This window comes from Achromobacter sp. UBA4530 (genome assembly GCF_002388205.1).
Taxonomy (GTDB): domain Bacteria; phylum Pseudomonadota; class Gammaproteobacteria; order Burkholderiales; family Burkholderiaceae_B; genus Achromobacter; species Achromobacter animicus.
Genome location: NZ_DGMA01000009.1, coordinates 317,872 through 343,027, shown reverse-complemented (window position 1 = coordinate 343,027; position 25,156 = coordinate 317,872). Strand labels below are relative to the sequence as shown.

Annotated in this window: 22 protein-coding genes; 14 read left to right on the top strand and 8 right to left on the bottom strand. The window is 66.8% G+C overall.

Annotation, left to right across the window (positions count from 1 at the left end):
- The first annotated feature begins 72 nt into the window (after positions 1–72).
- Together B2W22_RS11020 and B2W22_RS11015 are read left to right on the top strand one after the other, a co-directional pair.
- Entirely contained in the window at positions 73–1,623 is a 1,551-nt protein-coding gene (locus B2W22_RS11020) for a DUF1800 domain-containing protein (RefSeq protein ID WP_286937645.1), read from the top strand.
- The gene (locus B2W22_RS11015) at positions 1,620–3,017 is read left to right on the top strand and encodes a DUF1501 domain-containing protein (protein ID WP_175124485.1); all 1,398 of its coding nucleotides are present in this window, start codon (positions 1,620–1,622) and stop codon (positions 3,015–3,017) included. The genes B2W22_RS11020 and B2W22_RS11015 overlap by 4 nt, the downstream gene beginning before the upstream one ends.
- On the opposite strand, the gene B2W22_RS11010 is transcribed toward B2W22_RS11015, so the two are convergent.
- Entirely contained in the window at positions 3,001–4,275 is a 1,275-nt protein-coding gene (locus B2W22_RS11010) for a type II toxin-antitoxin system HipA family toxin (RefSeq protein WP_286937643.1), read from the bottom strand. The genes B2W22_RS11015 and B2W22_RS11010 overlap by 17 nt on opposite strands.
- Positions 4,272–4,559, bottom strand: a complete 288-nt coding sequence (locus tag B2W22_RS11005; RefSeq protein WP_286937642.1) for a helix-turn-helix domain-containing protein — start codon at positions 4,557–4,559, stop codon at positions 4,272–4,274. Before B2W22_RS11005 ends, B2W22_RS11010 begins: the two co-directional genes overlap by 4 nt.
- Positions 4,560–4,798: 239 nt before the next feature.
- Here B2W22_RS11005 and B2W22_RS11000 point away from each other — a divergent pair, with 239 nt between their 5' ends.
- The 4 genes from B2W22_RS11000 (at position 4,799) to B2W22_RS10985 (ending at position 7,100) form a co-directional block, all read left to right on the top strand.
- Entirely contained in the window at positions 4,799–5,263 is a 465-nt protein-coding gene (locus tag B2W22_RS11000) for a GNAT family N-acetyltransferase (protein ID WP_286937640.1), read from the top strand.
- 101 nt (positions 5,264–5,364) lie between these two features.
- Complete coding sequence (locus tag B2W22_RS10995; RefSeq protein ID WP_175137728.1) at positions 5,365–5,733, top strand: hypothetical protein; 369 nt, start codon at positions 5,365–5,367, stop codon at positions 5,731–5,733.
- 24 nt (positions 5,734–5,757) lie between these two features.
- A complete protein-coding gene (locus B2W22_RS10990) occupies positions 5,758–6,288 on the top strand; it encodes an RNA polymerase sigma factor (protein WP_286937637.1) in 531 nt (176 codons plus the stop codon).
- Positions 6,285–7,100: an anti-sigma factor family protein gene (locus tag B2W22_RS10985; protein ID WP_286937635.1), complete on the top strand. Its 816-nt coding sequence runs from the start codon at positions 6,285–6,287 to the stop codon at positions 7,098–7,100. Before B2W22_RS10990 ends, B2W22_RS10985 begins: the two co-directional genes overlap by 4 nt.
- 44 nt (positions 7,101–7,144) lie before the next feature.
- Here B2W22_RS10985 and B2W22_RS10980 read toward each other — a convergent pair whose 3' ends face one another.
- From B2W22_RS10980 to atzF, 3 genes are read right to left on the bottom strand one after another with little or no spacing between them, the layout of a single operon-like run.
- The gene (locus tag B2W22_RS10980; RefSeq protein WP_175186327.1) at positions 7,145–7,873 is read right to left on the bottom strand and encodes a GntR family transcriptional regulator; all 729 of its coding nucleotides are present in this window, start codon (positions 7,871–7,873) and stop codon (positions 7,145–7,147) included.
- Positions 7,870–11,508 carry an urea carboxylase gene (gene uca, locus B2W22_RS10975; RefSeq protein ID WP_286937634.1) on the bottom strand — a complete coding sequence of 1,213 codons (3,639 nt, stop codon included), beginning with the start codon at positions 11,506–11,508 and terminating at the stop codon, positions 7,870–7,872. Before uca ends, B2W22_RS10980 begins: the two co-directional genes overlap by 4 nt.
- A 50-nt stretch (positions 11,509–11,558) precedes the next feature.
- Positions 11,559–13,391: an allophanate hydrolase gene (atzF, locus tag B2W22_RS10970; protein ID WP_286937632.1), complete on the bottom strand. Its 1,833-nt coding sequence runs from the start codon at positions 13,389–13,391 to the stop codon at positions 11,559–11,561.
- Between the two features lie 371 nt (positions 13,392–13,762).
- Here atzF and urtA point away from each other — a divergent pair, with 371 nt between their 5' ends.
- The 7 genes from urtA (at position 13,763) to B2W22_RS10935 (ending at position 20,583) form a co-directional block, all read left to right on the top strand.
- Positions 13,763–15,016 (top strand): urea ABC transporter substrate-binding protein, encoded by a 1,254-nt coding sequence (gene urtA, locus B2W22_RS10965; protein WP_128827272.1) that lies wholly within the window; start codon positions 13,763–13,765, stop codon positions 15,014–15,016.
- Positions 15,017–15,041: 25 nt separating this feature from the next.
- Positions 15,042–16,673 (top strand): urea ABC transporter permease subunit UrtB, encoded by a 1,632-nt coding sequence (gene urtB / locus B2W22_RS10960; RefSeq protein ID WP_239212906.1) that lies wholly within the window; start codon positions 15,042–15,044, stop codon positions 16,671–16,673.
- Complete coding sequence (urtC, locus tag B2W22_RS10955) at positions 16,670–17,797, top strand: urea ABC transporter permease subunit UrtC (RefSeq protein ID WP_286937630.1); 1,128 nt, start codon at positions 16,670–16,672, stop codon at positions 17,795–17,797. The genes urtB and urtC overlap by 4 nt, the downstream gene beginning before the upstream one ends.
- On the top strand, positions 17,794–18,633 hold the full coding sequence (gene urtD / locus B2W22_RS10950) for an urea ABC transporter ATP-binding protein UrtD (RefSeq protein ID WP_175124474.1): 840 nt from the start codon (positions 17,794–17,796) through the stop codon (positions 18,631–18,633). Before urtC ends, urtD begins: the two co-directional genes overlap by 4 nt.
- A 2-nt stretch (positions 18,634–18,635) precedes the next feature.
- Positions 18,636–19,334 (top strand): urea ABC transporter ATP-binding subunit UrtE, encoded by a 699-nt coding sequence (urtE, locus tag B2W22_RS10945; protein ID WP_175137720.1) that lies wholly within the window; start codon positions 18,636–18,638, stop codon positions 19,332–19,334.
- A 123-nt stretch (positions 19,335–19,457) separates the two neighbouring features.
- Positions 19,458–19,886 carry an arsenate reductase (glutaredoxin) gene (arsC, locus tag B2W22_RS10940; protein WP_175124473.1) on the top strand — a complete coding sequence of 143 codons (429 nt, stop codon included), beginning with the start codon at positions 19,458–19,460 and terminating at the stop codon, positions 19,884–19,886.
- Between the two features lie 91 nt (positions 19,887–19,977).
- Positions 19,978–20,583, top strand: a complete 606-nt coding sequence (locus B2W22_RS10935; RefSeq protein WP_175124472.1) for a phosphatase PAP2 family protein — start codon at positions 19,978–19,980, stop codon at positions 20,581–20,583.
- A 57-nt stretch (positions 20,584–20,640) separates the two neighbouring features.
- Here the strand turns inward: B2W22_RS10935 and B2W22_RS10930 are convergent, their stop codons facing one another.
- From B2W22_RS10930 to B2W22_RS10920, 3 genes are all read right to left on the bottom strand, one after another.
- The gene (locus tag B2W22_RS10930) at positions 20,641–21,621 is read right to left on the bottom strand and encodes a Bug family tripartite tricarboxylate transporter substrate binding protein (protein ID WP_286937626.1); all 981 of its coding nucleotides are present in this window, start codon (positions 21,619–21,621) and stop codon (positions 20,641–20,643) included.
- Positions 21,622–21,811: 190 nt separating this feature from the next.
- Positions 21,812–22,897, bottom strand: a complete 1,086-nt coding sequence (locus B2W22_RS10925) for a tartrate dehydrogenase (RefSeq protein ID WP_175124470.1) — start codon at positions 22,895–22,897, stop codon at positions 21,812–21,814.
- An 83-nt stretch (positions 22,898–22,980) separates the two neighbouring features.
- Entirely contained in the window at positions 22,981–23,547 is a 567-nt protein-coding gene (locus tag B2W22_RS10920) for a methylated-DNA--[protein]-cysteine S-methyltransferase (protein ID WP_286937624.1), read from the bottom strand.
- A 146-nt stretch (positions 23,548–23,693) separates the two neighbouring features.
- Between B2W22_RS10920 and B2W22_RS10915 the strand changes: the two genes are divergently transcribed.
- Positions 23,694–25,139, top strand: coding sequence for an AlkA N-terminal domain-containing protein (locus tag B2W22_RS10915; protein WP_175124468.1), 1,446 nt, complete (start codon positions 23,694–23,696; stop codon positions 25,137–25,139).
- The last annotated feature ends 17 nt before the right edge of the window (positions 25,140–25,156 follow it).

Genomic DNA, 25,156 nt, shown 5'->3' with positions numbered 1-25,156 from the left:
GAATGACGGTATTGAAGGCCCCGCCGGGCTTTTAGTACCGTAGGTTTTCGCATTTGACGAGGTGCCCGGCGCATGACCGCTACGCCGTCAGCGGCTGCGCAGCAGTCCGCATCCCTGAATCCCGGCCAGGCCTCGCGCTTTCTGGCGCAGGCGACGTTCGGCCCCACGCCGGCCGACATAGACGCCGTCGTGCGCGGCGGCTACGCGGCGTGGCTGGACGCGCAGCTGGCGATGCCGCCGTCGCAGACGCACTTCGACTGGCTGCTGCAAAAGAACCGGAATACCGAGGCCTTCAAGGGCAACGGCATCAACGCGCCGCTGGAATCGACGTTGTGGCGCAAATTCATCAGTGCGCCCGATCAGGTGCGCACGCGGGTTGCGTTCTCGCTGTCGGAGATCTTCGTCGTCGGCGTTTCGTCCATCACGGCGTCGTGGCCGCTTTTTGGCGCGGCGGGCTTCATGGACCTCTTGGCCAAGCACGCGCTGGGCAACTACCAGGACCTGCTGACCGCCGTGACGCAGAACCTGTCGATGGGCTGCATGCTGACCTATCGCGGCAACCGCAAGGAAGATCCCAAGACCGGCCGCCACCCCGACGAAAACTATGCGCGCGAGGTGATGCAGCTGTTCAGCATCGGCCTGCTGGTGCTGAACCAGGACGGCACGGTGAAGATGGTGAACGGCGCGCCCGTCGAAACCTACACCAATGCGGACGTGCAGGGGCTGGCCAAGGTCTTCACGGGCTGGGACATCAACGGGCCGGAGACGAACGTGGAGTTTCACCGCCGTCCCATGGCGCTGAACAACGCGTTGCACTCGATGTCGGAAAAGCGCTTCCTGGGCGCGGTCATCCCGCCCGGCACCGACGGCCATCTGTCGCTCAAGCGCGCCATGGAGGTCATCAGCGCCCATCCCAATGTCGGGCCTTTCATCGGCATGCAGCTCATCCAGCGCATGGTGACCAGCAATCCCAGTCCTGCGTACGTGGGGCGCGTGTCGGCCGTGTTCAACAACGACGGCACGGGCCAGCGCGGCAATTTGAAGGCCGTGGTGCGCGCCATCCTGCTGGACCCCGAGGCGCGCCAGCCGGACCTGTCTTCGCCCCATTGGGGCAAGGTGCGCGAGCCCATCCTGCGCTTTTCGGGCTGGGCCCGGGCATTTGGGGCCACGTCCACCAACGGCGAATGGGCCATGCCGGACACCACAGACAACACGATCCGGTTGGCGCAGAGTCCCATGCGGTCGGCCACGGTGTTCAACTTCTTCCGGCCCCGTTACGTGCCGCCGGTCACCGAACTGGCCCGCCGCCATCTGGTCGCCCCGGAACTGCAGATCACGGACGAGACCAGCATTGCGGGCTACCTGAACTTCCTGGCGATCTACGCGGACCGCGGCTGGGAGGATCTGCAGACGAGCTATACGCCCGAGATCACGCTGGCCAAGGATCCAGAAGCACTCGTGGCGCGCGTCGTGCTGCTGCTGGCGGGCGATGCCTTCAGCGCACGCACGGCGGCGTCCATCGCCAAGGCCGTGGCCACGCTGCCGCCGGACCGCCCGCGCGACCGGGTTCGCGCCGCGATCATGCTGGTGGCCGCCACGCCCGAATACCTGGTGCAGAAATGACAGACCGCCGCGACCTCGACCGCCGTGCCTTCCTGCTGCGCGCCTTTGCGCTGGGCGCGACCCGCGCGGCCGCCCCGCTGGCGCTGAACCTGGCCGCCATCGGCGCCGCTGCCGCGCAATCCGCCCCTCCCTCGTACAAGGCGCTCGTGTGCGTCTTCCTGTACGGCGGCAACGATCCCTACAACACGCTGGTCCCGTACGATCCGTCGTCGTACCGCGCGTATTCCACGGCCCGCAGCGATATCGCGCTGCCCCGCGACGCGCTGCGCGCCACCCTGCTGCGCGGCAAGGCCGACACGCAGGGCGGCATGCAGTTTGCGCTGGCCCCCGCGCTGGCGCCGCTGGCCCCGCTGTACGAACGTGGCGACATGGCGGCGCTGCTCAACGTGGGACCGCTGATTGTGCCCACGACCAAGGCCGAATACATCGGGGCGCGCGTGCCGCTGCCGCCCAAGCTGTTCTCGCACAATGACCAGCAATCGGTCTGGCAGGCATTGGCGCCGGAGGGCGCATCGTCGGGTTGGGCCGGCCGCCTGACGGATCTGTTCGCGGGCGCCAACGCGCAGCGCACCTTCACCGGCATCACGGCGGGCGGCAGCACGGTGCTGCTGGCCGGGCGCAAGGTGGCCGGTTATCGCGTGGGCATCAACGGCTCGACACAGATCGACCTGCTGCATCGCGACATGTACGGTTCCAGCGCCTGCACCGCGCTGCTGCGAGACCTGATCACCGAGCCGCGCGAACACCTGATGGAACGCGAGATGTCGCGCATCGCCGCGCAATCCATCTCGGCCGACACGCGCCTGCGGGCCGCCTTGGCGGACGTCGCCGTGCCGGGGGATTTTTCCACGCCGCTCGCCCAACAGCTGCGGATCGTGGCGCGCATCATCGCCGCCCGCGACACGCTGGGCGCGCGGCGTCAGGTGTTTTTTGTTTCGCAGAACGGCTATGACAACCACACGGGACTGAACGACACGCACCCGGCACTGCTGAAGGAGATGGGCCAGGCGCTGGCGGTGTTCCAGAGCGCGCTGGCAGAGATGGGCGTAGCCGATCAGGTCACCACCTTCACGGCCTCCGAGTTCGGCCGCACGCTGGGCTCCAACGGCAACGGCTCGGATCACGGTTGGGGCTCGCATCACTTCGTGCTGGGCGGCGCGGTCAACGGCGGCCGCTGCTACGGCGCCCATCCGGAAATCGCGCTGAATGGGCCTGGATTCGTCGACAACGGCCGGCTGCTGCCCACTACGTCGGTGGATCAGTTGGGCGCAGACCTGGGCGCGTGGTTCGGCGCCAGCCGGGACGATCTGCGGACGGTGTTCCCGAATCTGCGGCATTTCGGGCCGGAGCCGTTGGGGATGTTGACGCCTGCGCCGGTCAAATCGCAGGCTTAGGGGCGAGCGATTCCGCGGATTGCTTGAGCTTCTTTGCGATCGTCGCATCTACCTGCTTCATCCCGTGCGACCAAAGCTCCAGCATCCTGACGATGTTTCGACCTACCGCTTCGCCTTGATTTGCGTGTTTGAACGCCACCGCAGATTCGGCAGTCCTCAACAGCGCCTCTCCGAGATGCTTGCGCCAGTGGTTCTGTCTGCCCGGCGATACGTCACACACTTGCCCCAGTCGCTTTAGCGAATCCGCCGTGGGCCAGCGCTTCGTTCCGCCCAGCGTGAGTGCCATGCCGTCGTTGGCATCACCCTGGTTGTCGCGGGGCGCGTAAACGGACATCGTCAGCATGTCGAACACGGGAGCCAGCGCAGGAATCTCCCCGCCCTCGTACAACAGCCCAAAGTTCTTCAGATGCGCATCGCCGTTTCTGATGGCTGCGGCCAACAGATACTGCGCATAAAACTGTTCGCAGGCTCGTTGGCCTGCCATCCCGGGACAGAAGGCGCGGATGGTACGAACGATGCGCTCGGCCGAACCACTGAACTTGTCCCGCGCCGGCTGGCCGGTCAATGCACACATATCTTCGAAACCGAGAGACCTACCCGTGGCGTCGACATCAAATCGTCTGACAAGCAACCGGCTGAAATCGGGGGCAAGATGCGTGTCGGGCACGTTGAGCCCCATCTCTCGCGCCGCCATCATTCCGAAGTGTTCCATCAGCACGATGTCTGCACGATCAGGATCGTTCAATTTGACGATCCACTGGTCGACGGCGATGGTGCGTTTCACACCATCCCCGCTGACGGGGCTGCGCGCCAGAAATTTCAAGAATCCTCCGGATACGCCCGGCCCATGACTATCCTCGCCCAAGTAATGGCGCACGATGGATTTCAGGTCCGATGACAACAGACTTTGCAGCGATTCATGGACGCTTCGTCGCGAAGGTGTCGCGCCCGCGGGCACGGCTTTAACCTGACCGATCAGATTTTCGCCAACGATTGCCAACAGTTCCATGTCGCCAAAGCTGGCGAAGTTTTTTGCGAAGAACCGTTCCAGTGTCTGCCGCAACGCCCCTTCTGGCAGCGAGACCTGGAACACTGGGAATAGAAATGGGCTGGTCCAGCTTTCTGTGCGCGGCGGCATCAGTAAAGACACTGCCAAGTCTCTTGGCGTATCGGGCAGATAGGTAAACACGAAGGAGGTAATCCCGGTCTGGTCCAGCACGCCAACCTTCTTGTCCTGCACATAGATGTCCAGCGTCATGATTTATGCCCTTCGCGCAAACGGCGGTAGGCCGCCTCGTTTTCGGCATACACGTCTTCAAGGGTGGGCGGCGCATACTCTGCGGGGACCAGCCTCAACTCCAAGTCCAGGGCGCGCGTAAGGCGGCGCAACGTCGATACATTGCAATCCCCTCCACCCTCGATCGCTACCAATGCACGACGACTGATACCCGCAAGATCCGCAAGCTGAGCCTGCGTGTATTTACGGTCGCGTCGCGCCTTGACCAGCGCATTGATCAGGGGATCTGTGGAATACGAGGGCATATCCCAGCTCCAAAATGTGAAGTACACGTATCAAATTAATGCGATTGCCTGAATTTGTGAAGTCTACTACTCATTTTTTGAAAGGCCATTGCTGCCGTCTGTTTCCAGGACTGGTTTACGGTACGCCTCCAACGCCTCTCAATCCATCTAGCGCCCACCCCGCAACCGATCTATAACGTCAGGCAACCCGCCCGCCATCCGGCGGCGCCCGCGTTCCCCCATTCCCTTCGCACCGCAACATGAGCCTCACCCCCGATCTGGCGTTGCAGCCCGCCACCGAAGAAGACGTGCCGTTCCTGCTGTCCCTGCGCAAGCGCACGATGACGGCGTATCTGGAGCGTGCCGGCATTCCGGTGGACGAAGCCGAGCACCTGGCGCGCATCCACTACCACTTTGACGACGCCCAGATCGTCTGGCTGGCCGGCCGTCCTGCGGGCCTGTTCAAGCATTACCGCGACCCAGCGGGCTGGCGCATCGTGCAGATCCAGATCGATCCCGACTTCCAGGGTCAGGGGCTGGGCCGCCGGCTGCTCGCCAAGGTGCTGGACCGGGCGGACAAGGAAGGCGCGCCAGTCACCCTGAGCGTCCTGAAAGGCAATCCCGCCCGGCGGCTGTACGAGGCGCTGGGCTTCACTTCCGTGGAGGAGACCGAGCTGGAGCATGAAATGCGGTATAACCCCGGCGCGGTCCGGCCGGGCGCTTGAACCCTTCGCGGCAGCTTTTTTCCGGACCGCTGGAATAAAGCGGCCCCGGCCGGCGTCCGTAGAGGGCAGTCCCCCAATCCTTTCCCTCTACGAGGCACACCATGCGCAAACACACCGCCGCGGCCCTGGCTCTTGCCTGCGCCGCCCTGTTCTCGGCCGGCGCCCACGCCCAGGCCGTCAAGACCCAGAACGGCATTCTGGTCGATAGCGCCGGCATGACGCTGTACACCTTCGACAAGGACACCGCGGGCAAGAGCGCCTGCGTTGACCAGTGCGCCAAGGCCTGGCCGCCCGCCATGGCCACCGGCGACGCCAAGCCGATGGGCGACCTGACGGTCATCACCCGCCCCGACGGCAGCAAGCAATGGGCCTACAAGAACAAGCCGCTGTACCTGTTCGCCAAGGACACCAAGCCGGGTGACAAGACCGGCGACAACTTCAAGGAAATCTGGCACGTCGTCAAACCCTGATCCGGACAGCTGCCCGATCAGACCATGCGCGCCGAAGACGAAGCCCAGATCCTGGCCTGCATCCCCAGCCTGCGGCGTTACGCGCGCGGGCTGACGGGTGACCCCGACCGGGCCGACGACCTCGTTCAGGATACGCTGGAGCGCGCATGGAGCCGCTATTCACGCTGGCAGCGGCGCGGCGAACTGCGCGCCTGGATGTTCGGCATCATGCACAACCATTTCATCGACGGTGTGCGCGCCGCCAGCCGGCGTACCGACCAGACGGCACCGGGCGACCTGCCCGACGCGCCGGTGCGCGCCACCCAGACCGATCAGCTTGAAGTGCGCGACCTGGACCGCTGCCTGCAGGCCCTGCCGGCCGAGCAGTGCGAGGTCCTACTGCTGATTGCGGTCGAAGACCTTTCCTACCAGGAGACCGCACGCATCCTGTCGGTGCCCATCGGCACCGTCATGTCGCGCCTGTCGCGCGCCCGCGAGAAGCTCGGCGCACTGATGCGCGGCCGTGACGCCGCACCGCGCCTGCGGCCCGTTCCCACCCCGCGTGAAATGCCATGAACGACAAACGCCTCCACCCGGTTCCCGCCGCGGGTACGCCGATCACCGAAGCCGATCTGCATGGCTACGCGGACGGCCAGCTCTCCGCCGCGCGTCATGCCGAGGTGGCCGCCTTTCTGGCCGCGCATCCGCAGGACCAGACGCGCGTGGACGACTGGCAGGCGCAACGGCGCGCGCTGCATGCCTTGCTGGATCCCGTGCTGGACGAACCGTTGCCGTTGCGCCTGCCGCTGCGCGCCCCGGCACGGACGTGGCCGTGGCGCGCGATGGCTGCCAGCGTGGCGATTGCCGCGGTCAGCGCCAGCCTGGCGTGGTTCGCGCGCGGCGCCGTCGACGCGCGTCATCTGCAAGCCGCGCTGGCCACCGCCAGTCCCGAGCGCGCGGCGGGCGGCTACGCCCAGCGCGCCGCCATCGCCCACGCCGTGTTTGCGCCCGACATGGGCCGGCCCGTTGAAGTCAGCGGCGACAACGAGAAGGCGCTGGTGACCTGGCTGACCAAACGCATGGGCGCGCCGATGCGCGCACCGTCGCTGTCGAAAACGGGTTACGAATTGATCGGCGGACGCCTCCTGCCGGGTGGCGCGGGGCCCGTCGCGCAGTTCATGTACGGCGCTGCCGATGGGCAGCGCCTGACGTTGTATGTGACGCGGGAAGCGGCAGGCGGGCAGACCGCCTTCCAGTTCACGCAGGAAGGGCCCGTCCGCGTGTTCTATTGGGTCGAAGGCGAGTTCGGCTACGCGCTGTCCGGCGCGGTCAGCCGTGATGAGTTGCAGCGCGTGTCGCAGGAAGTCTATCGGCAGCTTCAGGGCTGAAGACAGGGGCTGGGAACCGAAACCCGCCAACTGCCCTCGACCTGTCAACCGGCGCTGGCACGCGCCTCGTGCAGCATGTGCAGCGTGATCTTGCGCACCTCGGCCTTGCTCATGTCGATATGGGATCGCAGCAAGCGCGCGGCCTCATCGATGCGGCGCGCCAGCACCGCACGCAGGATGGCCGCGTGTTCGTCGTACGTGGCATCCACCCGGAAGTCCTTCGTGAAATCCAGCCGCCGCACGATGCGGATCTTTTCCGTCACGTCGCGGTGGATCTGCGCCATCTCGGGGTTGCCGGCCGCGGCGACCAGCGCGCAATGAAACGCCTCGTCCAGCTGCCCCACCAGCCGGCCGTCCAGGATGCGCTGCGGCGGCGGCACCAGCCACACGTCGGTCAGCGCGCCCAGCATCCCGGCCCGATCCATGTCCTGCCGCGCGCACAGCTTATCCACCGCCGCCAGCTCCAGCACCACGCGCACGTCGTACAGCGCCTCGAAGCGCTCGAAATCAAAGGGCCGCACCTGCCAGCCGCTGCGCGGCCGCGCCAGCACGAAGCCTTCGCGTTCCAGCCGCGCCAGGCCCAGCCGCACCGGCGTGCGGCTCACGCCAAGCCGCGCCACCAGGTCGGCCTCCGTGAAGCGTTCGCCGGGCAGCATCCGGAAGCCGAACAGGTCGTCCTTGATGCGCTGGTAGACCTGATCGGCCAGCGAGCCCGCCAGCGCCGGCGACTGGCGGATGGCCGGACCGGCCTGGACGGCTTCCAACCGCATCATCCGGTCACGACGCACGTGGCGTCTTCGGTGATCACGACGAGCGGATCGCCCGCATTGACGGGCTTGCCGGGCACGCACCGGATGGCGGACACCGTGCCGGACGCGGGCGCGATGACGGACAGTTCCATCTTCATGGCCTCGACCACCACCAGCGTGTCGCCGGCCGACACGCTTTGCCCCACCTGGACCGGGATCTTCCAGATGTTGCCGCACATGTCCGCGCTGACCAGGCGTTCGCCCTCGCGCAGCACGGTCTCGGCCTCGGGCTGCGCGGCGGGGGGGTCGGCAGCCACATCCTCGCTCTTCCACAGCGCCACCTCGGCATCGAAGGCCGTCTTCTGGCGCGCCTGGAACGCGGCAATGCTGTCCGCCTGCTCGGCCATGAAACGCTGATGCGCCGCGAAGTCGAATATCTCTTCTTCGATGCGGACCGTCGCGCGGCCTTCGCGGAAGTCTTCGCGCAGCACGTCCAGTTCGGCTTCGGTGACCGGATAGAACCGCACCTGATCGAAGAAACGCAGCAGCCAGGGCTTGCCGTCCTGGAACACGGGATTCTTCAGGAACTTGTTCCAGATGGGCAGCGTGCGTCCCACCAGTTGATAGCCGCCGGGCGAATCCATGCCGTAGATGCACATGTAGACGCCGCCGATGCCCACCGTGCCCTCGGCGGTGAAGGTGCGCGCCGGGTTGTACTTGGACGTCAGCAGACGGTGGCGCGGATCGATCGGCACCGCGCACGGCGCGCCCAGATAGACGTCGCCCAGGCCCATGATGAGATAGCTGGCCTCGAACACGATGCGACTCACCTCGTCGCGTGAATCCAGGCCGTTGATGCGCTGGATGAAGTCCACGTTGTTCGGCAGCCAGGGCGCGCTGGCGCGCACGGTTTCCTGATAGCGCTGCACCGCGCCCAGCGTGGCGCTGTCTTCGAAGGCCATGGGCAGGTAAACGACGCGCGTCGGCACCTTCAGCGTCGCGACGTCGGCCAGTCCTTCCTCGATCTTCAGCAGCCTGGCGATGAGCGCGCCCTGCAGGATCACCCGGCTGTCGTAGCGGATCTGCAGCGAGCGCACGCCCGGCGACAGCTCCAGCACGCCGGCCACCGGGTTCGCGTTCAATGCTTCCATCAACAGGTGGATGCGCATGCGCAGCGCCAGGTCCAGCACGTTGTCGCCGTATTCCAGCAGCAGGTAGCCGTCGCCCGCCTGCCGGTACGACACCGAGGGACGCGATCCTTCTGCGGGCAGCGCGGCCACGATCGTCTCGGAGACGGTCGCGGGCACGGGCGTCGGCTCCGTCGCAGCGGGAACCGCCGGCGCCAGATCGGCAATGCGGCGGTCCTGCGCAGCTTCCAGCGCCACGGCCTGCGGGTAGTCGATGCGCACGAAGCGGATGCGGTCGCCGGGCTTGACCTGCCCCACCTTCCACAGTTCGGCGCGGGCAATGGTGACCGGGCACACGAAGCCGCCCAGGCTGGGGCCGTCGCGCGTCAGGATCACGGGGCTGTCGCCCGTGAAGTTGATGCTGCCGATCGCATACTCGCAATCGTGGATGTTGGACGGGTGCAGGCCCGCCTCGCCGCCGTTCTCACGCGCCCACGTCGGCTTGGGCCCGATCAGCCGCACGCCCAGGCGGTTGGAGTTGTAGTGCACCTCCCAGTCGGCCGCGAAGAACGCGTCGATGGCTTCTGGCTGAAAAAAGTCCGGCGCGCCGTGCGGGCCGTACAGCACGCCGATCTCCCAGGTGCTGCCGTATTCGGGGATCAGCGCCGCGGGCGCGGCGTGCGGCAGCGTCTCGGGCGGCGCGGCCGTGGCGCCCGCCAGCTCGGGGCGGATCACGGGCAGCATGTCGCCCACGCGCAGCGTGCGGCCGGCATGGCCGCCGAACTGCCCCAGCGCAAACGTGGAGCGGCTGCCCAGATACAGCGGCACGTCCAGACCGTTGCGCACCGCCAGGTAGCTGCGGCAGCCGGACAGCGCACGGCCGGTGGCCAGCACCTGCCCCGACGTCACGAAGATCGGCTGCCACATCGGCACGGGTTCCCCGTCCAGCGTGGCGGCGCACGAGGCGCCGGTCAACGCCACGACGGCGTCGCCGTGAAAGCGCAGCGTGGGTCCGACCAACGTGGTCTCGATGCCGGCCGCGTCCGGCGCGTTGCCGACGATGCGATTCGCGACGCGAAACGCGTAGTCGTCCATGGGACCGGACGGCGGCACGCCGATGTCCCAGTAGCCCGCGCGGCCGGGATAGTCCTGCACGCTGGTGTAGGTCCCGGCTTCCACGACCTCGATCGCCGACGGGCGATACGCAAAGCTTTCCAGAAAGCGCGTGGACAGCTGCCCAGCGCGAAAGCGCGCATCGGCCACGATCTGGCGCAGGTAATCCAGGTTGGTCGCAATGCCGTGCAGGCGCGTGCGCGCCAGCGCGTCGGCCAGCTTGTCCAGCGCGGCCTCGCGCGTGTCCGCATGCACGATCAGCTTGGCCAGCATCGGGTCATAGAACGCGGGCACGTCCGTGCCGGTTTCGACCCAGCCATCGACGCGCACGCCTTCCGGGAACGAGACCTCGGTCAACACGCCTGGCGACGGCTGGAACTGGCGCAGCGGATCCTCCGCATACAGGCGCACTTCAATGGACGCGCCTTGCGGCGCGCGCGACATGGCTGCGAAATCCAGCGGCTCGCCTGCTGCCACGCGCAACATGCACTCCACCAGGTCCAAGCCGGTGACGGCCTCGGTCACCGGATGCTCGACCTGCAGGCGCGTGTTGACCTCCAGAAAATAGAAGGCGTCGCGCCCCGGATCGTAGATGAACTCCACCGTGCCGGCAGAGCGGTAGTTCACCGATTCGCCCAGCTTGACGGCGGCATCCAGCAGCGCGGCGCGCGTGGCGGCCGGCAGCAACGGCGCGGGGGTTTCTTCGATGACCTTCTGGTTGCGGCGCTGCACCGAGCAGTCGCGTTCGCCCAGCGCCAGCACGCGGCCCGCACCGTCGCCAAAGATCTGAACCTCGACGTGCCGCGCGTTGTCCACATACCGCTCGATGAACGCGCCGCCATCGCGAAAGAAGTGCTCGCCCATGCGCTGCACGCTGTCGAACGCCACGGTCAGTTCCGCCTCGTTCTCGCAGCGCGAGAGCCCAATGCCGCCGCCGCCCGCCGTGCTCTTGAGCATGACGGGATAGCCGATGCGCTCGGCCTGCGACAGCGCCTCACCCAGGCTGGACAGGAGCCCGGTGCCCGGCGTCATCGGCACGCCAGCTTCCGCAGCCAGCTCGCGCGAGCGGTGCTTCAGCCCGAACTCGCGTATCTGCAGCGGCGTGGGGCCGACGAAGGCGATGCCCGCGGCCTCGCAGGCGTCCGCGAATTCAGCGCTTTCCGACAGAAAGCCGTAGCCGGGATAGATCGCCTGCGCACCCTGTTCGCGTGCGGCGGCCAGCAGCAGGTCCATGCGCAGGTAGCTGTCGGCCGCCTTCTCGCCGCCCAGCGCCACGGCCACATCGGCCTCGCGCACGTGCGCGGCGTTGCGGTCCGGGTCGGAATAGACGGCCACGCTGCGGATGCCCAGCCGCTTGAGGGTGCGGATGGCGCGGACGGCGATTTCGCCGCGGTTTGCAATCAGAACAGTATCGAACACGGTGCGACTCCCTGAGGTGAGGGCGGGGTTATGGAGTGGGTAGCGGGTAGTCAGCAGGTGGCGGCATTCAGGCTGGCCAGATAGGCCCGCCAGCCGCCGAACGCGGTGATGTCGCGCGCGCCCTCCAGGCCGCGCGGTTCGCAGATGAAACCCTTGACCAGCCGGCCGTCGGCCAGCTCCAGCGTGCCGATGCCCAGCGGCGCGGGAATCTCGGCCACAAACGCGCCGAAGGCCGTCACCGGCACGTCCCACAGCTCGACCTCGATGGCGGCGCCGCTGTCCATCTTCACCAGCCCGGGCTTGGGCGGTGTGGTGTTGGCCAGGGCGAAGAGGCGGTAGTCGCCCGCCGTCGCCGTCTTCTCGACAAACACCGCGTGGCGCGACGTCAGTTGGTGGTTGAGCGGCATGCCGGTCAGATGCGCGCCCACGACGGCGACGCGCACGGTGTCCGCGGACGGTGCGCCATCCGCCGCCAGCGTGGGCAGCGGCATCCCGGTTGCGCCCAGCGGCAGCCCGCGCCGCGCCTGCCATTGCCTGCCGAACTGCGCCAGCGCGCGGTCCTGCCACGCCAGTCCGATCAGCGTGATGCCGGACGGCAGCCCATCGGCGCGCATGCCGGCCGGCACGGCCAGCGCGGACAGATCGGCCAGATTGGCGAAGTTGGTGTAGACACCCAGGCGGGAATTGAGCGTGACGGGGTCCGCTTCAAGCTGGGCGATGGTGTAGATGGACGGCGAGGTCGGCACGACCAGCGCGTCAAAGCCTTCCAGCGCGCGATGGATCTGGCGGGTGAGCTCGGCGCGCCGGTACTCGGCCTTGAACGCGTCCAGCGCGGTGTAGTTCGCGGCCTGTTCGACAATGCCGCGCACCACCGGATTGATGGCGCCGGGGTTCTCTTTCCACAACGATTCCACGGCCGCAAAGCGTTCGGCGACCCATGGCCCTTGATACAGCAGCGCGGCCAGTTCGCTGAACGGCGCGAAGTCGATGGTCTCGACCTGGGCGCCCTCGGCACGCAGTGCACGCACCGCGTCGTCGAACACGGCGGCGGCCTGCGTGTCGCCAAAGAATTCCAGCGATGCGGGCACCGCCAACCGAGGCGCCTTCGGCCACGGCAGCGACGCGCCAACCGGCATGGGGCGCGAATACGGATCGGCATCGTCGTACCCGCCGGCCACTTGCGCCACCTTGTCGGCGTCGTCCACCGTCAGCGCAAAGATCGATACGCAGTCCAGCGTGCGGCACGCCGGCACTACGCCTGCGGTGCTGAGCCAACCCTTGGTCGGCTTGAGCCCGACGATATTGTTGAAGCCGGCCGGCACACGCCCGGAGCCCGCGGTATCGGTGCCCAGCGAAAACGCCGCGATGCCGCGCGCGACCACCGATGCCGAACCGGAGCTGGAACCGCCGCTGACGTAGGCGGGATCGAACGTGTTGGCCACGGCGCCATGCGGCGATCGCGTGCCCACCAGGCCGGTCGCGAACTGGTCCAGATTCGTCTTGCCGATGAGGATGGCGCCGGCCGCGCGCAGACGGCGCACGACGGTGGCGTCTTCCTGCGGTGTATAGGCGAACTCGGGACACGCCGCGGTCGTGGGCCAGCCGGCCGCATCGATGTTGTCCTTGATCGCGAAGGGAACGCCATACAGCGGCAGGCGCGAGATGTCGCCGCCCGCCGCGGCCAGCAAGAGACGCAGGCCGTCGAGCTGTTCGTCGAGCTGCGCGCGGTCCACGCGCCGGATCCAGGCATTGTCTTCGACGTCATCCGGCGCGGCCACATGGCCGGCCAACAAGCCTTCAGGCTGCGCACCGTCGCGGTAGGCGGCCTGCCATTGCGCGATCGTCCAACCGGCGGGGTGCTTCTGCGTTGCTGCGGCATTCATGCTGGAATCCTTTCTTGTATACAAGTACGGATTCCCAAGCAAAGTGCGTGCCATGTTGGCCGCGCACGCCGCTTTCCCTCTGAAGCGCGGCAAGACCGCGCGCCTGGCGCTTTCGCAGGCCATCGCATCGGCATGCACGCCGCACCGTCATCGCGCGCAACACGCACCGATTCTGTGCAGACGGCACCGTTCTGATCCCCGTCGCGCGGCGCCGCCATCGCCACGCGCCTTCGCGTAAACCCGCCCGCTTCATACAGCAGCCGCATGCCTGCCAAAACTTGGCACGCGTTTTGCTTTTGAATCCCTGTGCGACTGCATTTTCAGAACGTTCTCTCGCCGGCCAGGCCGGCACCTTCCATCCAGGAGTCACCATGAAACGCAGACTAGCCCTTAAGCAACTGACCGCCGTGAGCCTGTTGGCCATGACAGGATGGATGCCGCAGGTCCACGCCGCCGAGGACACCATCAAGGTCGGCATCCTGCATTCGCTGTCGGGCACCATGGCCATCTCGGAAACGTCGCTCAAGGACGTGGCCCTGATGACCATCGACGAGATCAACGCCAACGGCGGCGTGATGGGCAAGAAGCTGGAAGCCGTGGTGGTGGACCCCGCCTCGAACTGGCCGCTGTTTGCCGAGAAGTCGCGCCAGCTGCTCGCGCAGGACAAGGTGGCGGTGGTCTTCGGCTGCTGGACCTCGGTGTCGCGCAAGTCGGTGCTGCCGGTGTTCAAGGAACTGAACGGTCTGCTGTTCTACCCCGTGCAGTACGAAGGCGAAGAGCTGGAGAAGAACGTGTTCTACACGGGCGCCGCGCCCAACCAGCAGGCCATTCCCGCCGTCGAATACCTGATGAGCGAAGACGGCGGCGGCGCCAAGCGCTTCGTGCTGCTGGGCACCGACTACGTCTATCCCCGCACCACCAACAAGATCCTGCGCGCCTTCCTGCATTCCAAGGGCGTGAAGGACAGCGACATCGACGAGGTCTACACCCCGTTCGGTCACTCCGACTACCAGACCATCGTCGCGAACATCAAGAAGTTCGCCACGGGCGGCAAGACGGCCGTGATCTCGACCATCAATGGCGACTCGAACGTGCCCTTCTACAAGGAACTGGGCAACGCCGGCCTGAAGGCCACCGACGTGCCGGTCGTGGCGTTCAGCGTGGGCGAAGAGGAACTGCGCGGCGTCGACACCAAGCCGCTGGTCGGCCACCTGGCTGCGTGGAACTACTTCCAGTCCGTCAAAAACCCCGTCAACGACGCATTCATCGCGAAGTGGAAGGCCTACGCCAAGGCCAAGAATCTGCCCAACGCCAACACCGTCGTGACGAACGATCCGATGGAAGCCACCTACATCGGCATCCACATGTGGAAGCAGGCGGTTGAACAGGCCAAGACCACCGACGTCGACAAGGTCATCGCAGCGATGGGTGGGCAGAAGTTCAACGCGCCGGACGGCTACACGATCGAAATGGACAAGACCAACCACCACCTGCACAAGCCCGTCTACATCGGCGAGATCAAGGCGGACGGCCAGTTCAGCGTGGTGTGGAAGAGCAAGGGTCCGATCCGCGCCCAGCCGTGGAGCCCGTACATCCCGGGCAACGAAGGCAAGCAAGGCCTGTAGTCTCAACCCCAAGGAAAAGGTAGCCATGCGCATCGCGGCAATCGCACACTTCTTGCGTCGTTTCCTCCTGGCATGGCTGATCGCCGTGCCGGCGCTGGCCGCGCCCGCGGCCGCCGCCGGCGTGGACCAGGCCCTGCTTGCGCCGCTGGCCGGCGACGACACCGACGCCAGGCTGCAGGCGATTGCCGCGCTGGGCCAACTGCCCGATCCCGCTGCGGCCGCGGTGCTGCAGGCGCTGGGCAGCGACCAGCTCTACGCCACTGCCGACGGCCGCGTGCTGATCGGCGCCGGCGGGTCGCGCGCCACTGACCCTTCCACGAGCGCTGCCGTGGACCTGCCCGCGGACGCGGGCACGATTTCCATCAACAACCGCCTGCGCCGCGCCATCGAGGCCGCGCTGGCGGGATCCCGCCTGTTCTCCGACAACGCCAACGAGCGTCTTGACGCGGCCCGGCGGCTGCAGCAGACCGGCGACCCGGCGCGCCTGCCGATGCTGGAAAAGGCGCTGGCTGCGGAGAAGAGCGAGGCCGTGCGCGGCGCACTGCTGATCGCGCAAGCCAATCTGGAACTGAAAAGCGAAGACCCCGCCAAGCGCCGCCACGCGGTGCAGGTGTTGGGCGACACGAAGAATGCGGCCTTCCGGCCCACGCTGGCGGCCCTGACGCAGGAGCGCGACGGGACGTACACCGAACCCGACGCCGGCGTCCGCGAGGCGGCGGCCAATGCGCTCAAGCAGATCGACCGGCACCTGGCCACGATCGAATGGGCCGGCAATCTCTTTTACGGCGTGAGCCTAGGCAGCGTGCTGCTGCTGGCCGCGCTGGGCCTGGCCATCACCTTCGGCCTGATGGGCGTCATCAACATGGCGCACGGCGAACTGCTGATGATCGGCGCGTATGTGACGTACGTGGTGCAGACGGTGTTTCGCGCCTGGCTGCCGGGCTGGCTGGACTGGTATGTCGTGGCCGCGTTGCCGCTTGCCTTCGTGGTGACGGCGCTGGTGGGCATGGCGCTGGAACGCACCGTGATCCGCTGGCTGTATGGCCGTCCGCTTGAAACGCTGCTGGCCACCTGGGGCATCAGCCTGATGCTGATGCAGGGCGTGCGGTCGCTCTTCGGCGCGCAGAACGTGGAGGTCGGCAACCCCAGCTGGATGTCGGGCGGCGTGACCGTGTTGGGCGGGCTGGTGCTCACCTACAACCGGCTCGTCATCATCGGCTTTGCCTTCTTTGTCGTCTTCCTGGTGTGGGCGTTGCTGAACCACACGCGGCTTGGCCTCTTCGTGCGCGCCATCACGCAGAACCGGCGCATGGCGGACTGCGTGGGCGTGCCCACCGGCCGCGTCGACATGCTGGCCTTCGGCCTGGGCTCCGGCATCGCGGGGCTGGCCGGCGTGGCGCTCTCGCAGCTGGGCAACGTGGGGCCGGACCTGGGCCGCGGCTACATCGTCGACTCGTTCATGGTCGTGGTGCTGGGCGGCGTGGGCCAGCTTGCTGGCACCGTCATCGCCGCGCTCGGCCTGGGCGGCGTGAATAAATTCCTGGAGCCTTACGCGGGAGCTGTCATGGCCAAGATCACCATCCTGGTGCTCATCGTGCTGTTCGTCCAAAAGCGGCCGCAAGGCCTGTTCGCCCCCAAGGGCCGGAGCGTCGAATGAAACAGACCGCGCTGACCGACCTTAACCTGCTGGCGCGCCGCCCGATCTTCTCGGGCCGCGTGTGGGCGGCGCTGGCCGCGGGCGTCGTCCTGCTGGCGCTGTTGCCGCTGATGAATCTGGTGTTTCCGCCCGGCCATGCACTGCATGTGTCGGCCTACGCCGTGGCCTTGATGGGCAAGTTCATGTGCTACGCCATGGCGGCGCTGGCGCTGGACCTGGTGTGGGGCTATGCGGGCATCCTGTCGCTGGGCCATGGCCTGTTCTTTGCGCTGGGCGGCTACGCGCACGGCATGTACCTGATGCGCGCCATCGGCCGCGACGGCGTCTACCAGAGCGACCTGCCCGACTTCATGGTGTTTTTGGACTGGAAGACCTACCCCTGGTACTGGTCGTTCACGGAACACTTCTGGTACGCGATGCTGCTGGTGGTGCTGGTGCCCGGCGTGCTGGCCTTCGTCTTCGGCTACTTTGCCTTCCGCTCGCGCATCAAGGGCGTGTACTTCTCGATCATCACGCAGGCGCTGACCTTTGCCGCGATGCTCCTGTTCTTTCGCAATGACACGGGGTTTGGCGGCAACAACGGCTTTACCGATTTCAAGCGCATTCTGGGCTTTGACATCACCGCGCCGGGCACGCGCGCCACGTTGTACTGGGTGACGCTGGCGGCGCTGGCCGGCGCGCTGATTCTTGCGCGCATGGTCACGCAGAGCAAGCTGGGACGCGTGCTGACCGCCGTGCGCGATGCCGAAAGCCGCGTGCGCTTCATCGGCTACGACCCGCTGGGCTTCAAGCTGTTCGTGTGGACGCTGTCGGCCGTGCTGTGCGGCATCGCCGGGGCGCTGTACGTGCCGCAGGTCGGCATCATCAATCCCGGTGAAATGTCCACCGAGAACTCCATCGAGATGGTCATCTGGGTGGCGACGGGCGGGCGCGGCACGCTGATCGGCCCCATCATCGGCGCGGGCGCCGTCAACGGCCTGAAGACCTGGTTCACCAGCGTGCTGCCGGAATACTGGCTGTACGCGCTGGGCCTCATCTTCGTGCTGGTGACCCTGTTCCTGCCGACCGGCATCGTCGGTCTTGCCCGCCGTATCGCGGCCCGCATCCAGGAGAAGAAGGCATGACCTCCACGCACACCGAATCGGCCACGCTGGACGGCGGCCCGAGCGGCGACGCCGGCTATGGCCGCGTCAGCCCCAAGGGCCTGGACACCAGCCACGGCGCCATCCTGTACCTGGAAGGCATCACGGTCAGCTTCGACGGCTTCAAGGCGCTGAACGATCTGACGCTGGATATCGGCGTGGGCGAACTGCGCTGCATCATCGGCCCCAACGGCGCCGGCAAGACCACCATGATGGACGTCATCACCGGCAAGACGCGGCCCACGTCGGGCACGGCGTACTTCGGCCAGAGCATCGACCTGACGACGCTGAGCGAGGCGCAGATCGCGCACGCGGGCATCGGCCGCAAGTTCCAGCGCCCCACGGTGTTCGAACAGCACACCGTGTTCGAGAACCTGGAGCTGGCGATGAAGACGGACAAGCGCGTGCGCCCCACCCTGTTCTCGCGGCTGTCCAGCGAACAGGCCGACCGGATCGGCGAGACGCTGGACCTGATCCGGCTGCGGCCCGAGGTATGGCGGCCCGCGGGCCTCTTGTCGCACGGCCAGAAGCAGTGGCTGGAGATCGGCATGCTGCTGATGCAGGAGCCGCAGTTGCTGCTGCTGGACGAACCCGTGGCCGGCATGACCGACGCCGAGACCGAACGCACCGGCGAACTCTTGAACGAACTGCGCGGCCGGCATTCCCTGATGGTGGTGGAACACGACATGGACTTCGTGAACCAGATCGCGGGCGATGGCAAGGTGACGGTGCTGCACGAAGGCTCGGTGCTGGCCGAAGGCCCGATGAGCCGTGTGCAGGCCGACCCGCGCGTGATCGAAGTCTACTTGGGGCGCTGAACATGCTGGACGTAAGCACGATCGACCAATACTACGGCGGCAGCCATACCCTGCGCGGCGTGTCGCTGTCGGTGCGGCAAGGCGAATGCCTGGCGCTCCTGGGCCGCAATGGCGTGGGCAAGACGACGCTGCTCAAGTGCGTCATGGGCGTACTGCCCGTGGCGCGCGGCGGCATCGCCTTCGACGGAGCCGACATCACGCGCCTGGCGCCGCACCAGCGCGCCGCGCGCGGCATGGCTTATGTGCCCCAGGGCCGCGACATCTTCGCGCGGCTGACGGTCGAAGAAAACATCCTGATGGGCATGGCGACCAAACCCGCGGCCCGCGCCCGCCGCATCAAGGAGGAAGTCTTTGAACTGTTCCCGGTGCTGAAAAGCATGCTGGCGCGGCGCGGCGGCGATCTGTCTGGCGGGCAACAGCAGCAGTTGGCCATCGCGCGGGCGCTGGTGGCCGAGCCCAAGCTCATCATCCTCGACGAGCCCACCGAAGGCATCCAGCCGTCCATCATCAAGGACATCGCGCGGGTGATCCACATGCTGCGCCAGCGCGGCGACATCGCGATCCTGCTGTGCGAACAGTATTTTGATTTTGCGCGCGAACTGGCGGACCAGTTTGTCGTGCTGTCGCGCGGCGAGGTGGTGGCAAGCGGCGGGCGCGATGCCATCGACGGCGAGGACGTGCGGCGGCATCTGTCGGTGTGACGGCGGCGCGGCGCCGGACTGCGGCGCGGTAGATGGACTATGCTCCGGGTCTTGCCTTGCTCAATGGCATGGCGCAGTTGCATTGTGCAGATTCACAGCGCATCACCCGAAAGAGGAGCCCTCATGTCCGACGTCATCATCTATCACAACCCCAAGTGCGGCACCTCGCGCAACACGCTGGGCCTGATCCGCAACGCCGGCATCGAGCCGCAGGTCGTCCTGTACCTGGAAACGCCGCCCTCGCGCGACACGCTGAAAGCGCTGTTCAAGAAGGCTGGCGTCAGCGTGCGTGATGCCCTGCGCGAAAAGGGCACGCCCTACGCGGAACTGGGTCTGGACGACACGTCGCTGTCGGATGACGCGTTGCTGGACGCGATCGAGCAGCACCCGATCCTGCTGAACCGTCCCTTTGTGTCGACGCCGCTGGGCGCGAAGCTGTGCCGGCCGTGCGAACTGGTGCTGGACATTCTTCCGTCGCCGCAGAAGGGGGCCTTCTCGAAGGAAAGCGGCGAGCCGGTTGTCGATGCGCAGGGCAATCGCATCCAGAAGTAAAAGCGGCCGTATCGAAGCGCGTTGTAAGGGAACTGACGGGTACGGTCATTACCATCGCGGCAACCGATTTATTACGCCGCGATGACGTGTCATGGATTTCCCGGAAAGCTTCAACCAGTCCCTTTTTCTTCTGATCAACGCCGACCCCGCCACGCCCGCGTGGCGGATCCATGCGGCCATGCTGGTGGCGAACAAACTCATCCTGCTGGTGCCGGGCGTCATGGCCGCCGTGTGGCTGTGGGGCAAGGAAGCCCAGCGCAGCCTGATGCTCAAGGCGCTGGCCAGCGTCGCCGTGGCGTTGGCCGCCAGCTATTTATGCGGCGTGCTGTGGCCGCATCCGCGGCCCTTCGTGATCGGCCTGGGGCACGCCTTCTTCGCGCACAAGGCGACCTCGTCGTTTCCCAGCAATCACACGATCATCATCGCGGCCTTCGCCTTTGCGCTGATCCTGGATCGCCGTTGGACGGGATGGGGTTGGCTGGCATTGGCGGGCGCGTTGCTCGTGGGGACGTCGCGCGTGTACCTGGGCGTGCATTTCCCGCTGGATATCCTGGGCGGATTGCTGCTGGCGCCCATGGCCGCGGCGGTCACGATTCCCATGTGGCGCCGCGCGGGCGTGCCGGTGACGGCGGCGGTACAGGGGCTGTATCGCAAGGTGCTGGCCCTGCCGATTTCGCGTGGATGGATCCGCGCATGACGGGGGTCACGAAGGCCGGCGCGGCAGCGGCCGCAATGGCCGCTCCCGCCCTGCCCCTCAATTCACTGCAACTTTCGCTTCCTTGACCAGCTTCGCGTAATTCGCGGTGTCCGCGCCGATGCGCGCCTTCATCTCCGCGGGCGTGTCGCCGATCGGCACCGCGCCGATTTCCGCCATGCGGCGCGTGAAGTCCGGCGAACGGATGATCTTCACCATCTCGGCATTCAGCCGGTCGACCACCTCCTTGGGCGCCGCCGCTGGCGCCAGCACGCCGAACCACGTACCCATGTTGAAGGGCTTCAGACCGGCCTCTTCCATGGTCGGTACGTCCGGCAGCGCGGCCGAACGCTGGTTGGTGGTAACGGCCAGCGCACGCAGCTTGCCGCTCTGAATGTGCGCCAGCACCGGCGTGATCGTGTCGAACGACATGTCGATCTGGCCGCCCAGCAGATCGGTCGTCAGCGGACCACTGCCCTTGTACGGCACATGCAGCAACTGCACATGGCCCGCGCGCTCGAACTGTGCGCCGATCAGATGCTGGCCCGTGCCCATGCCGTTGGAACCATAGGTCAGCTTGCCGGGCGACGCCTGCGCCAGTTTCAACAGCGACGCCACGTCCTTGGCGGGCAGCTTGGGATTGACGACCAGCACGTTGGGCACCAGCGCCACCGTGGTGACCGGCGCGAAGTCCTTCTGGAAGTCGTAATGCAGGCTTTTGTAGACACTGGTGGCGATGGTGTGATGCACCGCGCCCATCAGCAACGTGTAGCCGTCCGGCGCCGCCTTGGCGACGTAGTCCGCGCCCAGCGTCGACCCTGCGCCCGGCTTGTTCTCGACCACCACCGGCTGGCCGAGGCTCTTGGCCAGCTCCTGCCCCAACGCGCGCGCCAGCACGTCCGTCGTGCCGCCCGCCGGGAACGGCACGATCAGGCTCACGGGACGCGCCGGGTAGGACTGCGCCTGCGCGCCGCCCGCGAATGAAACGCCGATCAGGCAGGCGAACGCCAGAGCGCGCGCGGTCATCGCTTTCTTATGCATGATTTGTCTCCTGACTACGAATGAACTTCGCTTGTTGTTGTGTTGCCGGGCGCAGGGGTCGGATCTGATGTCCTCTTACCTGACCGGATTTCCTGAAGCCGTAAGACAGATTCAGGTGTCTGACACCGGAATCAGTCCTACATCAAGAAGGGTGTCTGACACCGGAATCCGTCCTACATCCGGAAGCCGTCTATGCCGCCTTGGCTTGCGCCGATTCCGCCAGCTTTGCGCAGACCGCCTTGGTCACCTGCTCGGTCGTGGCGTGGCCGCCCAGGTCGCCGGTGTGCAGCGCGGGATCGGCGGTGACGCTTTCAATGGCCTGCATCAGCCGCGCCGCCGCGTCGGTTTCGCCCAGGTGTTCCAGCAGCATCACCACCGACCAGAACGTCCCGACCGGATTGGCGAGTCCCTTGCCCATGATGTCGAAGGCCGAGCCGTGGATGGGTTCGAACATGGACGGGTAGCGGCGTTCGGGGTCGATGTTGCCGGTGGGCGCAATGCCCAGGCTGCCGGCCAGGGCGGCCGCCAGGTCGCTCAGGATGTCGGCGTGCAGGTTGGTGGCGACGATGGTGTCCAGGGTCGCGGGCCGGTTGACCATGCGGGCGGTGGCGGCGTCGACCAGTTCCTTGTCCCAGGTCACGTCGGGAAATTCGCGGCTGACCTGCACGGCGATCTCGTCCCACATCACCATGGCATGGCGCTGGGCATTGGACTTGGTGACAACGGTCAGCAGCTTGCGCGGCCGCGATTGCGCCAGCTTGAACGCGAAGCGCAGAATGCGCTCGACGCCGGCGCGCGTCATGATCGACACGTCGGTCGCGGCTTCGATGGGATGGCCTTGATGCACGCGGCCGCCAACGCCCGAGTACTCGCCTTCGGAGTTCTCGCGCACAATCACCCAGTTCAGTTGTTCAGGCGTGCAGCGCTTGAGCGGTGCGTCGATCCCCGGCAGGATGCGCGTGGGGCGCACGTTGGCGTATTGGTCGAACCCCTGGCAGATCTTCAGGCGCAGGCCCCACAAGGTGATGTGGTCGGCGATGTCGGGGTCGCCGGCCGAGCCGAACAGGATCGCGTCCTTGTCGCGCAGCGCATCCAGCCCGTCGGCGGGCATCATGACGCCATGCTTGCGGTAGTAGTCGCCGCCCCAGTCGAAGTCTTCAAATTCGAACCGCAGACCGCCCTGGGCGGCGAGTTCCTGCATGACGCGCTGGCCGGCGGGAATCACTTCCTTGCCGATGCCGTCGCCGGGGATGGTTGCAATGCGATAGGTCTTCATGGTGCCAGCGCTCCGTGCGGATGAGTCTGCTGGCACTGTACCGAGCGCGGCGCGTGGTGAACGCGCCGAAATTCACAACATTTTCAACTTGAAGTTGAAAGTGCCGCCTCGGTACGGCGCTGCGGCTGCGCGCTGCGCCAGGCCGCCTCGTGCGTCAGCAGCCAGCGCTTGCGGTGCAGGCCGCCGCCGTAGCCCGTCAGCGTGGCGTTGGCGCCGATCACGCGATGGCACGGAATGACGATGCCCACGGGATTGGCGCCGTTGGCCAGCCCGACCGCGCGCACGGCCGTGGGACGGGCGATTCGCGTCGCCAGCGTGCCGTAGCTGATGGTGCTGCCGCCTTCGATGCCGCGCAGCGCGTGCCAGACCTGCTGCTGGAAGCGCGTGCCGCCCAAGGCGACCGGAAGATCCGAGATGGCGTCCACGTCGCCATCGAAATACGCTTGCAGCGCGCGGCTTGCCTGCGAAGGCTGCGCGGCGTCCTGCAGTTGCACCGCGCCCCGGCCGTACTGGCGCTGCAACAGCAGGTGCATGCGGGATTCGTAGTCTTCCCAGTCCACGGCGCGCAGGTGGGCTTGGGCATCGGTCAGCACGAGCATCCGGCCAATGGGGGTGGGAACCCGTTCCAGCAGAAAGGTGTGTACCGGCATGATGTCGCTCCGGATAGGTAGGCAAGCCGCCAATATAGACCCGCCGCCAGACCGGGTGCTGGCGGTTTTCGGACAGCAGTGTGACATTCACAACTCTGTCCGAAATCCGCTAGATCTTGCCCGCCCGGCGGCGTTAGCATCGCTTCATGAACCTGAACCACGATGCCTGCTACAGCGCCATCCAGGTGCGCGACGCCCGCTACGACGGCCGCTTCTTCACGGCCGTCAAGACCACGCGCATCTATTGCCGCCCGGTCTGTCCGGCGCGCACGCCCCTGTCGAAAAACGTCACGTTCTTTTCGACGGCCGCAGCCGCGCAGGAGGCCGGGTTCCACCCTTGCCTGCGCTGCCGCCCGGAAACGGCGCCCGAAGTCGGCCCCGGCCACGAGTTGCCGCCCACCGTGGCGCGCGCATTGCAGCGTATCGAGCTGGGTGCGCTGGACGAGGCCGGCGTCGACGCGCTGGCGCAGCGCCTGGGGGTGGGCGAACGGCAGTTGCGGCGGCAGTTCCGCCAGCACCTGGGCGCCTCGCCCGTCGCATTCGCGCAGACGCGCCGCGTGCTGCTGGCCAAGCAGCTCATCCATGAAACGCAGTTGCCCATGGCCGAGATCGCCTTCGCGTCGGGATTCGGCAGCATCCGCCGTTTCAACGAGGTGTTCCTCGACCTGTTCGGCCGGGCCCCCGGCGAACTGCGGCGTTCAGGCAAGCCGGAGGTGCCGGCGGGCCAGGATGGGGAAATCAAGCTGCTGCTGCGCTACCGCCCGCCCTACGACTGGGACGCCATGCTGGCGTTCCTGCGGCTGCGCGCCATTCCCGGCGTCGAGTCCGTGACGGGCGACACCTATGCGCGCACCGTCAGCCTGGATGGTGCGCAAGGCACGGTCACGGTGCGGCCGGGCGCGGGCGACGCGCTGCAGGTGGCGGTGCGCTTTCCTCATCTGCCGTCACTGCCGGCCATCATCGCGCGTCTGCGCCGCGTGTTCGACCTGGCCAGCGACCCGGCGGCAATCGCTGCGCAGTTTGCCGCCGATCCAGTCATGACGGCGCTGATGCAGGCGCGGCCGGGGCTGCGCGTGCCGGGCGCGTGGGACGGTTTTGAACTGGCCATGCGGGCAGTGCTGGGACAACAGATCACGGTGGCCGCCGCCATCCGGCTGGCGGGCAAGCTGGTGGCGGCGCATGGCAAGCCGCTAGCGCAGCCGGACGGCGCGCTGACGCACGTGTTTCCCGAGCCGGACGTGGTGGCCGCCGCCGAACTGGCCTCGCTGGGCATGCCGCGCAGCCGGGCGGCGACGCTGTCTGCGGTGGCCGCAGCGGCAGTCGCGGACCCGCATCTCTTTGACGCCGCCGTCGACCTGGAAGACGCCGTGCGGCGGTTGCGCACGATACGCGGCGTGGGGGAATGGACGGCGCAATACATCGCGCTGCGGCAACTGCGTGAGCCGGATGCGTTTCCGCATGCGGATATCGGCTTGATCCGCGCGCTGGAAAAGCTGGAATCGCGGGCCTACACACCCGCGCAACTGCTGGCGCGATCTGAGGCCTGGCGGCCGTGGCGCGCCTACGCGGCGCAGCACCTGTGGACAGCGTGATCGAGGTTGAAGAAAGC